Source organism: Chitinophaga sp., assembly GCF_035564935.1.
Taxonomy (GTDB): Bacteria; Bacteroidota; Bacteroidia; order Chitinophagales; family Chitinophagaceae; genus Chitinophaga.
The window spans coordinates 1-13,112 of the sequence record NZ_DATMTE010000521.1 but is presented as its reverse complement, the minus strand read 5'-3'; the positions used below and the strand labels follow the sequence as shown (position 1 = coordinate 13,112).

Below are 13,112 nucleotides of genomic sequence, written 5' to 3'. Positions count from 1 at the left end.
ATTCAGCATCCACATTATTCAGGTAGCATCCACCAAACTGCGTTAAATTCACAATCGACAAATGCGGCGAAAAAAGATTAGAACCGATAGCCGGTGTAAGTATATTCCCTGTGCTGTCGTAACATACTACGCATACCCTTCCTCCGAAACCTGTATCCACGCTTTTTCTTACAACAAACTTCTTTGAAGTGGAGGTATTTACAAAAACGCCAATACCTGTATTCCCTGATAATTCTACGTAACTGGCGGCGGTTGCCGCAACGAGCCGTGAAGGAAGCACGGCGCTGCTGGCTTTATCGGCGCAATGCAATCCCCTGAAAAAGTAAGAGGTGGCATTATACTTATTAATATTCAACGGCAGGAAAAGAGATTGCCAGCAATTATTATTATTGACGGCATCATTATAATAGTTGGGATAATTGGCTACCCGGTTATTGCCGAGGTTACTTTCATCTTCTATTTGAATGGATGCATTATTTACATCCCTGGCAGACAGATCAGTATACCCTATATAAACACTGTTCTGCACACATTTCGCACCGGTGAGCTTTAGTGAACATGGCCCGCTGTTCTCATTCCTTGCGTCCCATACCCGGTTATTGATTCCCTGGTTGATTAATACTGCCCTGCATTCAGTAACAGCCGGATTGGTAATGAATGATGCTCCCAGTTCAAAACTGGGTTTATAAAATACGTTGTTGTTAGGAATATTTACTGTTGCACCCGAAATGCCTATTCTGACACCATAACGGGGCCTGTCTGCAAAATCACTCAGGGAGCTGACGTTAAACCTTCCGCCGGTAAAAACATTTTCGTTACAAAACCCTTTCGCGCCTGCAGCCACAAGGTCCAGCTGCACTTTACCTTCCTTCAGCGTACCAATGCCTACCCTGTTATAGGCACATTGAATACTGCCAATAATTTGAGCATTAATAGTAAAGCCACTCACGTATTCCAGGTTTAACCTCGACGATAAAAGATTAAACAGCTTTACCCCAATACAATTCTCGTTCACCCAGGACGATGTTGTTGCCTTAACGATCCGGATATTAAGATGCATAGCAGCATTAGTAGTACTGTCGCTTCCTATTACCATTCCCGGCAGGGAATCGGTAGGGTCAACAAAGTTCACCGGCGCTTCCATTTCCACATTTACACCGGCGGCAATATTCAGCGTGGCAGTACATGTGTACCTGTCGGCCCGGGGAAAATACAATGTAGGTTTATTACCGAAAGAGGCTGTACCCGGATCAGGTGAAGTAACTGCATAGGCATTCGCCGCAGCTACTGCTTTCTGAAGCGCCGTCGTTGAATCATGGGCGGGGTTTCCTGAAGCGCCGAACCACAGCACGTTTATAATGTTACCGTCAATATTCCTGATCCATCTGCCGGGATTGGATGGAGACACTTCGAATATTGTTCCGCCGTTATCTGTTAAGCCGGAAGTACTATCCCAGTAAAATGTGCCGCCGCCACCATCTCCGCGGCTGGTATATCCCAACAGATAGACAAGGTCTCCGTCTGTTGTACCTGCATTACCTTTCAATTCACTTACGTTTTCAAATTTCATTCTGATATGTTTTTGGGGTTCTCAATAAAATATGTCGCTGTGAAAATCATTTTTTAATACGCACTGGAAATGCGTGCAGAAAAATATTTAAACAAGCAATTTAAATCCTACCTTCAGCTATACAACCAAACCTCCACCCACAGGATGATTGAAATAAAAGAGATGGACCCAAACCTGCTTCCCGGCAAGCCGCAACGCATCATGAAGTATGTGCTGGTGTATTGTGCCGCCGGAAAACTGGATGTACACGTGGACCATACTCCCTTTGTTCTCCATCCGGGTGATGTAATCACTATTACCTCAGGCCAGATCCATTATATTAAACCGGCGCCCGAAGCCAAAGGATATATACTGGAATTTACACTGGACTTTTTCTGTAAAGATGATAATGATATAGAACTGATTTTTCACAACGGCCTTTTTTGCCACTTCGCCATGAACGAGGTAATTGCTGTGGACAAGGATATTATAGCGGAACAGCTGGCGCTGATCAGGAATGAATTAACGGAACAGCCTTACCAGTACCTTATATCTGTACGCAGCCGTGTGGCATTAATACTGGTGTCTATTAACCGTGCAAAGGTGAAACGTGGCGATGAGATCTGGAAACCGGAAGCATTGTTCCTGAAGTTCCTGGAAGCCGTAAGGAATAATTTTGAGCATAATTATACCCTCGCACAATTCGCCGGATTGCTGGGCACTACGGAGGCAAAGCTCAATGAGCAGGCAAAGCTACATGCCGGGAAAACGGCGCAGCATGTGATCTACGGCCTTGTTACTGCTGAGGCAAAAAGACTGCTGGCCTATGGCGATCTTACCGTAAAAGAAGTAGCTTATAAGCTCGGCTTCAACGACCCTTTCTATTTTTCCAACTTCTTCAAAAAACAAACCCGCATCTCCCCAAAATTGTATAAAGAACAATGCTCCCGGTAAATATTACATGCTTTTTGCAGAATTGTCTATTCCCCGGGCCAGCCATAAAATTCATCTTTGTATAAATAAATACAAAGTTATGAATACAGATATCAATCATTACATCACCAGGAGCAACCAGGCGGACTGGCAACCACTCATTGAGAAAAACGTTCACTACAAGGGGATCTTTGTAAAATCACTCCGCTACGATGAGGTTTCCGGGCGCTCCAAAACCATCCTGCTCAAATTTGAGCCGGGCGCCCATTATCCTTATCACAACCATCCCGGGGGAGAGGAAATTTTTGTACTGAGCGGCGATGCTGTACTGGAACATGCCACCCTCCTGGAAGGCGACTACCTGTATACCCCACCCGGGTTCAGGCATTCTGTTACCAGCAAAACCGGGTGTATCCTGTTTTTTGTTATCCCGGAAGAAGTGGAAATCATTGCAGGTGAAGTATAGGTACCTCACCTGCTTTTACCTGAACAATTTCTCATCTATCCGCTGCTTCTGCCGCAAATGATGCCGCATATGCATCTCCGCAAACTGAAGCCACTCCATTGAATTAAAAAAGTGGAAGCCCGGATGCTCCGTTTTCCCGTCTGCCTGCGGATGATCTACTGAGTACAGGTCATTCACCTCCAGCCTTATATCTGTGAGGCCCTGTAATAATTCCTCCTTATCCCGCGGTTGTCTTGAATCGGGGTCGTTGGAAGGATTCTCCAGCAAAGCATCAGGAAACCCATTATTAGCGAATATTGCTTTGGCATACTCATGCATTTCCTTTTCGCTGTTGGCATTGCTGAGCAACAGGCAATCCTGCATCTGTTCCACAAACCAGGCAGTGTCTGCTATAATGTGCAGGTATACCTGTCCCAGCGACCAGCAATTCTCACCTGGCTTCTGGCACAGCATATCTAACGTATAGTCATTAAGGTGATAGATCCATATGTCAATAGTTTTATTGAATTGCTCCAGTAAAACCGCTGTTTTATTTATTTCCATTTTTCAGAGAGATGATCACTGTCTAAGTTATCACTAATCTTCCATTTTGTTTTTCAATTTTCCCAACAGGGCATATGCTCCTTTAACAACAATCTTCGTTTTCAGCCAGTTGATGCTGTCCGGCATCAGCGCTACATTGCCATTTTCCCGGTCGCCGGCAGTTACGGGTACCAGGTGAAAACTGTTTTCATCAGTTGTGGTAAATACATACTCTTTCCCGTTGTAGCGCAGCAGTGCATCTTCCGGTATAATTGCCGCCGGCTTATTATCCAGCTCAAACACGGCATTCAGGAACATACCCGGCAACAGGTGCAGCATCTGTTTTTCAAAGTGGCAGTGAAGTATACCGCTGCGGTTCTCATCCACATTACGGGTTACCAGGATGGTTTCCACATCGTACCATTCGTCCGGCTTGTCTACCAGGCTTACTTTCCCGTGCATGCCTTTATGAAAGGAGTTAATATCCTTCTCAAATACGGTGATGGCGGCATGGATATCGTCGGGGTTCACCAGCTCAAACAATACATCCGCAGGATTCACATACTTGCCTATGTTCACATTCACCTTACTCACATAACCATTGATGGGGGCGTAAATGGGTACAACGCCGGAGATAGTGCCGGGATTCAGTTTATCCGGGTTAATATGAATGATCCGTAGCTTCGCAGCCAGCGATTGTATCAGCACTTCCTGCGTATTGTATTCACTGAGCGACAACTGGTAGCTTTTTTTACTGGTGGCATCTGCCTCACTCAGTTCTTTCTGACGCTGCATATCCGTTGCCAGGTATTGCATCCTGGCCTTTGCCGTAAGGTAATCCTGCTGCAGCTGTACATAAGCCGGGTCTTCCATCACTGCAATTACCTGTCCTTTTGATACCGGCGAACCTGGTAACAGCGAGGTACTTTTCAGGTAGCCTCCCAGGGGAAAGCTCACAGAGACCAGGCTTTGCGGAGGTACATCTACCGAGCCGCCGGCACGGATAGTAGCATGGGTGGTACCTTCCTGCGCGGTGGCCGTTGCAATGCCTGCATTCTTCTTTTGCAGGCTGTCGAGCATCACTGTGTTCTGTTCCGTCGCGTCCTTCTCCGCAGACGGCTCCGCCTGCGTTTCAGTCTTGGGTTTGCAGGACATTCCTGCTACTATCATTAAACTATATATCAATAACCTTTTCATGCCACTAATTTTGATTGGATGACAATAAATATTCAAGCTCAATTTTACGCAGGTTCAGTTCCTTCACTGCGTCCAGGTACTCACTCTGCAGGGTAACGGCATTATTTATCAGCGTGCCCCACTCTATATAACCGATTTCGCCGTTCTTATAAGTAAGGTTAGCGGTCCTTATCATGATATCTGCCTGCGGCAACGCACTGCCGGCATAGTAATCTACTGCCTGCTGGTATTTCAGGTATTCGCTGTGGTTTTGCTGCAGCTGCGCCCATAGCCTGGTGGTAGCTACTTCCAGCGACAGAGCCGCTATATCTTCCATTCGGGCGGCTGCTTTTATTTTTGCATGCTGCGCCCTGGCAAAGATGGGAATGCCCACACCTACCTGCACTGTTGAAAAGCGGGAGCCACCGCCGTAATAATGGTCTACCTGTTGCTTGTCCATCTGCCAGCCGATAATCGATTGATTGGAGTATCCCAGGTTCCAGTCGGGCAGCAGCTTTGCTTTTTCAAGGCGTGTATTTCCGGCGGCAATGCGTTCCTGCTGCTGGTAAAGCTGCAATACGGGATGCTGTGCCAGCAGGGTGGTATCATAGAGTACCACATTGGCATTCAGTGTATCCGTAGCCGTTATAGCGCTCTTTTCATTCAGCAATGTTGCCAGTTGAACACCGGCCACTTCCTCATCGGCATACGTCATACGGAGCAGCATTTTCAGCTGATTGGCCTGGTTTTCCAGCGATGTTTTTTCCAACAGGTTGGTTTCCCCTTTTTCGAAACGCAGGGCTGCAACCTTCGTGTACCGCGAATAGGTACTGTCCATTTTCTCCAGCAGCCACCGCCTGCTGCGGAGATACTGCAACTGCAGGTAGGTCTGTTTTACCAGGCGGACAATCTCCGCTTTCTGTAAAGTAGTTTGCCATTTTGCCGCCAGCCATTCCTGTTCAAAAACATTCTTTTGTTTTTTGTACAGGGCGGGTAAGGAAAAACCCTGGGAGATGGTAAACTTATTATCAAAGGAAGTGCTGTTAATATTTCCCAGTTCCCCTGTAACGGTAGTCCTGCCAGGGTCTGCAGAAGAATGCCGCAAGGCCTCATAATAAGATTCCTGCAAACGTCCCAGTGCAATCTGCCGGTTCTGTTCCGTTGCCATATGAAGCGCCTGCTGCAGGGAAAGTGGCTTGGCTTCCTGTGCTTTGAGCAGGCCGGGGCAGGCCAGCAACAATAATAATACTGCCAGGGGTTTTATTGTTGGCCGCTTCCAGCCTTTCTCCGCCAGGTAGTACAGGCAGGGTAATACCAGCAGGGTAAGCATGGTAGCGGTGATAAGCCCGCCTATCACTACGGTGGCCAGCGGGCGTTGCACTTCTGCGCCGGCGCCCTGGCTCAGCGCCATTGGCAGAAAGCCAAGCGACGCCACGGTGGCGGTCATCAGCACTGGCCGCAGCCGGTCGTGCGTGGCCTGCAAAATGATCTGCATCGTATCTGTCATACCTTCTTTTTTCAGATGATTCATTTCTCCTATTAGCACAATCCCGTTTAATACGGCTACACCAAAGAGCGCGATAAAACCTACGCCGGCGGAAATACTGAAAGGCATTCCTCTTAACCATATCGCCAGCACCCCTCCTATAGCGGATAAAGGAATAGCGGAAAAGATCAGCACGCAATATTTCAGGTTGTGGAAAGCAAAAAACAACAGCAGGAAAATCAGCAGCAATGCCACCGGCAAAGCAATGCCCAGGCGCCGGGTGGCATGTTGCAGGTTCTCGTACTGCCCTCCGTAAGTGACGTAATAACCGGAAGGAAATTTCACGCGGCTGCCTACTTTATGCTGCAGCTCCTGTACAATGCTCTGCACATCCCTTCCCCTTACATTAAATCCTACCGTGATACGCCTCCGGGCATCTTCCCGCTGGATCTGGTAAGGGCCGTCCTGCAGGGCAATGGTGGCCAGCATATTAAGAGGTACCTGTTGCCCACCCGGAAGCCCTACCTGCAGGTTGGAGATTTCATTAATGTCGCGGCGCTGCCGGTCGTTCATGCGGATCACAAGATCATAACGCTTATCTGCTTCAAACACCAGTCCAGCTACGGCGCCTGCATAGGCAGCCTGCAGCGTGTTATTGATATCATTGATAGAGGCGCCGGAACGGGCAATCGCCTCACGGTTGTAGGTAACCACCAGTTGCGGGATACCGGTTACCGTTTCCGTGTAAAGATCCGTGGCCCCGTTAATGGATTGGATCACTTTACCCAGTTTCCCGGCATAGGCCGATAATGTGTCCAGGTCGTCGCCAAAGATCTTGCACACCACATCCTGTCTGGCGCCTGTCATCAGTTCATTGAACCGCATCTGCACGGGAAACTGGAAGCCGGTGGCAATACCCGGCACCTCCTGCAGTGCATGGCTCATTTTGCCTGCCAGTTCCGGGAAAGAGGATGCGCTGGTCCATTCTTTTTTTGGCTTCAGTATTACCATCATATCGGCAGCCTCCATGGGCATAGGGTCCGTGGGAATTTCACCGGAGCCTATTTTGGTCACTACTTTTTCCACCTCGGGAAATTTATCCAGTAAAACCCGGGCAGATTGCTGCGTAGTATTGATGGTAGTGGTTAAAGATGATCCGGTGAGCAGCCTGGTATCTACTGCAAAATCTCCTTCTTCCAGTTGCGGAATAAACTCACCGCCCAGCGACATCAGCACCGGGATAGCAGCGCCAAATAATACAAAGGCCACTGCTACCACCATCTTTGGTGTACGTAATGATCTTTTAAGCAAAGGATCGTATAACCGTTGCGCCGAACGCATCATTTTATCGGCGAAGCTGTCTTTATGACTTAACTTTTTATTCAGCACCAATGCGCCCATCATCGGCACATAGGTAAGTGATAAAATAAATGCACCGATGATGGCGAAAGACACCGTTTGTGCCATTGGCCGGAACATCTTTCCTTCGATGCCCTGCAGGGAGAGGATGGGAAGATAAACGATCAGGATAATGATCTGGCCGAAAGCTGCGCTGTTCATCATCGCTTTGGCAGATGTTTCCACTTCACTGTTCATCTGTTCCTGCGTCATCACGGCTGTTCCTCTCAATGCCGCGCCTTTGGTAAGTTTATGCATAACCGCTTCAATAATGATCACCGCTCCATCTACCAGCAGTCCGAAATCGAGTGCGCCAAGGCTCATCAGGTTACCGCTTACGCCAAACAGGTTCATCATGATAACAGCAAACAACATGGCCAGCGGGATCACGGAAGCTACTATCAGTCCCGCCCTGATGTTACCCATAAATATCACCAGTACAAACACCACTATCAGCGCTCCTTCCAGCAGGTTTCGTTCTACTGTGGAAATGGCATTATCCACCATTTTGGTACGGTCCAGGAAAGGATCGATCATCAGGCCTTCCGGCAATGTTTTTTCAATTTCTTTTACCCTGTTTTTAATCCCTTTTATGACGGCGGCACTGTTTTCTCCTTTCAGCATCATCACTACGGCGCCGGCTACTTCGCCTTCATCGTTGTATACCGTGGCGCCGTACCGCACGGCATGCCCTTCCTTCACGGCGGCTACATCCCTTACCAGCAGCGGCACGCCGCCGCTTACCTGCTTCACTACGATGTTGCCGATATCTGCCATATTTTTGGCCAGCCCTTCACTGCGGATAAAAACCACGTTGGGGCCTTTTTCAATGTAAGCACCGCCGGTATTCTGGTTATTGTCCTGCAGGGATTTAAATACATCCGTTACCGTTAGTCCGAAGCTTCTCAGTTTATCGGGGTCAATGGCTACCTCATATTGTTTTACCATCCCACCAAAGCTGCTCACATCGGCTACACCTTCCACGCTTAGCAGTTGGCGCCTTACGATCCAGTCCTGTATGTCGCGCAGGGCAGTAAGGTTGTATTTGCCTTCATAACCCGGTTTGGGTTTCACCACATATTGGAATATTTCTCCCAGGCCGGTGGTAACAGGCCCCAGCTGCGGATCTCCCATACCTGGCGGGATCTGTGGCCGTACCTGGCCCAGCCTTTCACTGATCTGCTGCCGGGCCCAGTACACATCAGTATGGTCGTTGAACACAATGGTAACAAGACTAAGCCCGAAGCGTGAAAAGCTCCGCTGTTCAATAATGCCGGGCACATTACGGGTGGCCTGTTCTATGGGTACAGTAATGAACCGTTCCACATCCGGCGCACCAAGACTTGGCGCCGATGTGATCACCAGCACCTGGTTATTGGTGATATCAGGAACCGCATCAACAGGCAGTTGTGTTACGGAGTAACTGCCCCAGCCGATCAATGCCAGTATAAACAGGCCAATGATCAGTTTATTCCTAACGGAAAAATGAATGATCTTATTTAACATGACGATTTGTTAGACTACATGAATACAACAGCGCGGAGTTTGTCTGACTCAGGATTATGATGATTTCGCTGATTTTACTGATTTTTTTTGGGAGTTATAGAAATTAAAGGAGATACAAGCGGATATATTCGCTTTTTATCGCCCTTTACTATTATAAACAAAAAAAAATCAGTGAAATCAGCGAAATCATCATAATCCTGAGTCAGACAACCTTCGCGCAAAAAAATATCACCATCTTTGTAACATCTCCGATTTACAGTCGTCTTCTTTCAAAACGCACTATTCTGCATGTCATTAGATAGATTTCTTACCGAAGTAGTTCCAGTCAGGCAAAAGCTTTACCGCTTTGCGTTCCGCCTGCTGGGCAACGAGGAAGACGCGCAGGATATTATCCAGGATGCCCTCATGAAAGTATGGGGCATGCAGGAGAAAATGGCGGAACTACAGAATATGGAGGCCTGGTGCATGCGTATTACCCGCAACCTGGCCCTGGATAAGATCAAATCCAGGAAATACCGGGTGGCCGATGAACTGGACAGGGCAGGAGAGCTGCCGGCTTTACATCAGCAAAGCCCTCATGCGGTAACGGAACAGAACGATGTCATGGAAAAAGTGCATGTGGCCATCAACGCCCTGCCGGAAAAATACCGCACCATTCTCCAGCTGAGGGATATTGACGGGCATTCCTACCAGGAGATCGCCGACATACTTGATATAGACATGAACGACGTTAAAGTGAATTTGCACCGTGCCCGTAAAACGGTACGCGAAAAACTACAAAACCTGCAGGTATATGGATTATAAACACATCACTGTATTGGTGGAAAAGTATTGGGAAGGAGAAACTTCCCTCGAAGAGGAAGCGGTATTACGTGATTTTTTCAGCACACCGCACGCCGGCCTGCCGGAAGCCCTGCAGGAAGCGGCGCCCTTGTTCGGGTACTTTCACCGCGAAGCGGAAAAAGTATGGGAAGCCCCCCCGGTAAAGATCGTGAGGCTGTCGCCCTGGCGGCACTGGATGAAGTATGCCGCTGTGATTATGGTGGCAATAGGTATCGGTTATGCACTTAAGCAGCACCAGCGGCGGGAACAACAGGTGCTGGTAGCTTTACAGCAGCAGGAAATGAACGACCCGCAGAAAGCGCTGGACGAAACAAAGAGAGCTTTGCAACTGCTGGCCAAAAACCTTCATAAAGGTACCTCAAAGATGCAGCAGCTGTCTTATTTCAGCGAAGCCACTGCCGTAGTGGAAGGAAAAGAAGATTAATCAACGGCCATTTTAAAACCTGATATAAATTTTAGAAAGATGAAACGATTCTTGTTATTACTAGTGGCGGTCTTCGCCAGTTTTCACCTCTTTGCGCAGCAGGGGAGTGCCATTGAGCGGTTCTTCCAGAAATACGAGAACGACCGCAGCTTCACGGTGATCACCATCACGCCGAAAATGTTCAGCATGTTCGCCAAACTGGACCCCGGGGATGCGGATGCCAGGAACATGATGAAGGTGATCCAGAAGCTGAAAGGACTCCGTATTCTCACCAAGGAAACCACGAAAGATGGCCCCCGGCTATACAAGGAAGCTGCTGCATTCATTGGCAGCGACTTTGAAGAACTGATGACGGTGCGCGACAAAGACAGCGACGTAAAATTCATGGTAAAGGAAGACGCCAAAGGCAACATCAATGAACTGGTGATGCTGGTAGGCGGCTCCGGCGAATTCCTGGCCATGAGCCTGGTGGGCAATATGGATCTCAACGAAATATCCCAGATCGCCAATGGCGTTAGTATCCAGGGAATGGATAAACTCAAAAACGTGAAGAAGAAGAAATAACTTTTAAAACTACTCCCATGAAATCATTGCTCATTGCTGCCGGTTGCATGTTCTTATCGGCCACTGCTGTAAAGGCCCAGGACAAATGCCTGCGCGAATTCCGCAACAAATACAAAGGAAGCGCGGAAATACACACCATAAACCTGGGCAAATTTGCGCTCAACCTGGGAAGCCTGTGCCTGTCGTTCGACAACGAAGACGCCGATGCCAAAGCCATGGGACACGCACTCAAAGGCATACAGAAGGTAAAAGTATATACCATCTCCAATGTAAAAGGCGGTACTGTTAGTTATGATGATATCGCCGACCTGAAAAGCAACCTGCAGCGGAACGAAAATTTCGACCTGTTAATGGAAGCGAGAGAAAATGGAAGCCGGGTGCATATACTCAACAAGGGGAAAGACGATGAATTAGGTAACGTGGTAATGCTGGTGCAGGAAGAAAACGAGTTTGTGATCGTAAACCTGCAAACCACCCTGAAAATAGCGGATGTCAACCATCTGATCAGGCAGTTCGCCTCCAACTGATCCCTGCCTACCGGATCATCACATCCTTTACAATGCTCTCTCCGAGCATTTCATTCACCAGCTTGATGATCTTATCTTTCGAATAAGTTAATTCCTGTTTTAGCGGCGCCACCGTAGTTGTAACGATCAGTTTATGATCGATCAGCTGGATGCTCTGTGTGTAGCGGGCAATGGTTTTGCCCATCAGTTTCTCCCAGTTTTCCTGGATGCGTACCTCCGTGAGGCGGGGTTTCATCCTGCTCTTATTCATAAATTCCCGGAGGGCATCTCCTATACTGGTAGTTCCATGACGCATGGTGCGAAGCTAGTGATTTTTTGTTGGTATGTAGCTTTCAGCAACGTATTTTGTTGCCGGAAGCTATATGCTATACAGCAATGAGCTGTATATTTTGCCCGGTACCTGCAAAGGCCTGCTGCAGCCGTTCTGCATGTGTATCCGTAATAAATACCTGGCCATAATTATCGCTGGCCACCAATGCAATGAGGCGGCTCACTCTTTCCTGGTCCAGCTTTTCAAATATGTCGTCCAGCAGGAGCAGGGGCGGAAATTTTTTATGTTGCCGGATCACTTCAAACTGCGCCAGTTTCAGGGCAAACAGGAAACTTTTGCGTTGCCCCTGTGAGGCGCTGCTTTTCATAAGGTGATCGTTCAGGAGGAAAAGAAGATCATCACGGTGAATGCCGGTGGTGGTACGCTGCAGCTGCATATCGCGGTACCTTGCCTGGTTCAGTTGCAGGGCATAATCTTCCTCCTGCAGGGTGCACTGGTATTGAATATTCACCACTTCGTGGGTGCCGGCAATATAATCATAGAGGCGCTGCACCTGCGGTATAAAGGTTTGCAGGAAGGCTTTCCGGGTTTCATACACCGGTACTCCGTGCATCACCAGTTGCAGGTCAAATACATCCAGGAGGCTGTCCTGGTTTTGCCCGGTAGCCGCCATGTTTTTCAGGAGGCTGTTGCGTTGTAATAATATTTTCTGGTAGATGATCAGGTGGTCGAGGTACTCGGGGTAGAGCTGGGAGAGAAGACTATCCAGCCATTTGCGCCTTTCCTCGCTGCCACCCAGGATGATGTCTGCATCATCAGGTGCAATCATTACTGCAGGAAACTGCCCTATATGACGGGAGAACCGGTCGTACCGTTCTTCATTTAAACTTATTTCCTTGCGCCCGTCTTTGAGGGTGCATACAATCTTTTCTTCCTGGTTATTTTTTTCCAGGTAGCCTTCCAGCCGGAAGCCATTGGTTAGGTAGCGGACATTCTGGTTGTCGCTGCTGGTAAAATAGCTGCGGGTGAAGCAAAGGTAGTAGATGGCGTCCAGCAGGTTGGTTTTGCCGGCGCCGTTGCGGCCGGTAATGCCTACCACCCGGTGGCCGAAGGAAAAGGTCGCCTGGTGGTAATTTTTGAACTGAACGAGCGATATCTTATTTATATAAAGCAAAGAAAAAAAATATTCATAATTAATAATATGCGAAAAATATCAATTGTATAAGTGATAAAAATCCGCTCTAATCGGAACTTCCCTGTGATACAGGTGCAATTAAATGCAAAACTGTTTGAAATTGATGAAATTGCATAATTTAATGGGAATTAGAATTGATATTTATATTTTACGATTTTCCTGTTATATTTGCGAACAAATTTAGAAAGAGTGCAAACTAAAACAGACGTGAAGACGAAATTCACCAAAGAGACATATCTGTACTGGTATGAA

At 47.9% G+C, this 13,112-nt stretch carries 12 protein-coding genes; 6 read left to right on the top strand and 6 right to left on the bottom strand.

Translation table 11 applies throughout. The features are described 5' to 3' along the window. Positions 1–1,570: hypothetical protein (locus VN105_RS13255; RefSeq protein ID WP_325641610.1), on the bottom strand; the 1,570-nt coding region annotated here is incomplete at its 3' end. Positions 1,571–1,732: 162 nt separating this feature from the next. Here VN105_RS13255 and VN105_RS13250 point away from each other — a divergent pair. Together VN105_RS13250 and VN105_RS13245 are read left to right on the top strand one after the other, a co-directional pair. Beyond that, positions 1,733–2,503: an AraC family transcriptional regulator gene (locus VN105_RS13250; protein ID WP_325641608.1), complete on the top strand. Its 771-nt coding sequence runs from the start codon at positions 1,733–1,735 to the stop codon at positions 2,501–2,503. A 79-nt stretch (positions 2,504–2,582) separates the two neighbouring features. Beyond that, positions 2,583–2,948: a cupin domain-containing protein gene (locus VN105_RS13245; RefSeq protein WP_325641606.1), complete on the top strand. Its 366-nt coding sequence runs from the start codon at positions 2,583–2,585 to the stop codon at positions 2,946–2,948. 15 nt (positions 2,949–2,963) lie between these two features. On the opposite strand, the gene VN105_RS13240 is transcribed toward VN105_RS13245, so the two are convergent. The 3 genes from VN105_RS13240 to VN105_RS13230 are packed head-to-tail and all read right to left on the bottom strand — an operon-like array spanning position 2,964 to position 9,036. After that, positions 2,964–3,491, bottom strand: a complete 528-nt coding sequence (locus tag VN105_RS13240) for a DinB family protein (protein ID WP_325641605.1) — start codon at positions 3,489–3,491, stop codon at positions 2,964–2,966. A 33-nt stretch (positions 3,492–3,524) separates the two neighbouring features. Next, positions 3,525–4,667 (bottom strand): efflux RND transporter periplasmic adaptor subunit, encoded by a 1,143-nt coding sequence (locus tag VN105_RS13235; RefSeq protein WP_325641604.1) that lies wholly within the window; start codon positions 4,665–4,667, stop codon positions 3,525–3,527. Between the two features lie 4 nt (positions 4,668–4,671). Continuing rightward, positions 4,672–9,036 (bottom strand): CusA/CzcA family heavy metal efflux RND transporter, encoded by a 4,365-nt coding sequence (locus VN105_RS13230; RefSeq protein WP_325641603.1) that lies wholly within the window; start codon positions 9,034–9,036, stop codon positions 4,672–4,674. Positions 9,037–9,324: 288 nt separating this feature from the next. Here VN105_RS13230 and VN105_RS13225 point away from each other — a divergent pair, with 288 nt between their 5' ends. The 4 genes from VN105_RS13225 to VN105_RS13210 are packed head-to-tail and all read left to right on the top strand — an operon-like array spanning position 9,325 to position 11,394. Further along, the gene (locus VN105_RS13225; RefSeq protein WP_325641602.1) at positions 9,325–9,840 is read left to right on the top strand and encodes an RNA polymerase sigma factor; all 516 of its coding nucleotides are present in this window, start codon (positions 9,325–9,327) and stop codon (positions 9,838–9,840) included. Further along, positions 9,830–10,303: a hypothetical protein gene (locus VN105_RS13220; RefSeq protein ID WP_325641600.1), complete on the top strand. Its 474-nt coding sequence runs from the start codon at positions 9,830–9,832 to the stop codon at positions 10,301–10,303. Before VN105_RS13225 ends, VN105_RS13220 begins: the two co-directional genes overlap by 11 nt. A 39-nt stretch (positions 10,304–10,342) precedes the next feature. Continuing rightward, the gene (locus tag VN105_RS13215; protein WP_325641598.1) at positions 10,343–10,867 is read left to right on the top strand and encodes a DUF4252 domain-containing protein; all 525 of its coding nucleotides are present in this window, start codon (positions 10,343–10,345) and stop codon (positions 10,865–10,867) included. A gap of 17 nt (positions 10,868–10,884) precedes the next feature. Then, the gene (locus tag VN105_RS13210) at positions 10,885–11,394 is read left to right on the top strand and encodes a DUF4252 domain-containing protein (RefSeq protein ID WP_325641596.1); all 510 of its coding nucleotides are present in this window, start codon (positions 10,885–10,887) and stop codon (positions 11,392–11,394) included. Between the two features lie 7 nt (positions 11,395–11,401). Here the strand turns inward: VN105_RS13210 and VN105_RS13205 are convergent, their stop codons facing one another. Both VN105_RS13205 and recF read right to left on the bottom strand, forming a co-directional pair. After that, complete coding sequence (locus VN105_RS13205; RefSeq protein WP_325641594.1) at positions 11,402–11,689, bottom strand: DUF721 domain-containing protein; 288 nt, start codon at positions 11,687–11,689, stop codon at positions 11,402–11,404. Between the two features lie 70 nt (positions 11,690–11,759). Then, positions 11,760–12,839: a DNA replication/repair protein RecF gene (gene recF / locus VN105_RS13200; protein WP_325641592.1), complete on the bottom strand. Its 1,080-nt coding sequence runs from the start codon at positions 12,837–12,839 to the stop codon at positions 11,760–11,762. Positions 12,840–13,112: the final 273 nt, after the last annotated feature.

Excerpts from the sequence above, each read along its gene's own strand:
- VN105_RS13250 (WP_325641608.1), top strand. The coding sequence starts at position 1,733 with ATGGACCCAAACCTGCTTCCCGGCAAGCCGCAACGCATCATGAAGTAT.
- VN105_RS13245 (WP_325641606.1), top strand. The coding sequence starts at position 2,583 with ATGAATACAGATATCAATCATTACATCACCAGGAGCAACCAGGCGGAC.
- VN105_RS13240 (WP_325641605.1), bottom strand. The coding sequence starts at position 3,491 with ATGGAAATAAATAAAACAGCGGTTTTACTGGAGCAATTCAATAAAACT.
- VN105_RS13235 (WP_325641604.1), bottom strand. The coding sequence starts at position 4,667 with ATGAAAAGGTTATTGATATATAGTTTAATGATAGTAGCAGGAATGTCC.
- VN105_RS13230 (WP_325641603.1), bottom strand. The coding sequence starts at position 9,036 with ATGTTAAATAAGATCATTCATTTTTCCGTTAGGAATAAACTGATCATT.
- VN105_RS13225 (WP_325641602.1), top strand. The coding sequence starts at position 9,325 with ATGTCATTAGATAGATTTCTTACCGAAGTAGTTCCAGTCAGGCAAAAG.
- VN105_RS13220 (WP_325641600.1), top strand. The coding sequence starts at position 9,830 with ATGGATTATAAACACATCACTGTATTGGTGGAAAAGTATTGGGAAGGA.
- VN105_RS13215 (WP_325641598.1), top strand. The coding sequence starts at position 10,343 with ATGAAACGATTCTTGTTATTACTAGTGGCGGTCTTCGCCAGTTTTCAC.
- VN105_RS13210 (WP_325641596.1), top strand. The coding sequence starts at position 10,885 with ATGAAATCATTGCTCATTGCTGCCGGTTGCATGTTCTTATCGGCCACT.
- VN105_RS13205 (WP_325641594.1), bottom strand. The coding sequence starts at position 11,689 with ATGCGTCATGGAACTACCAGTATAGGAGATGCCCTCCGGGAATTTATG.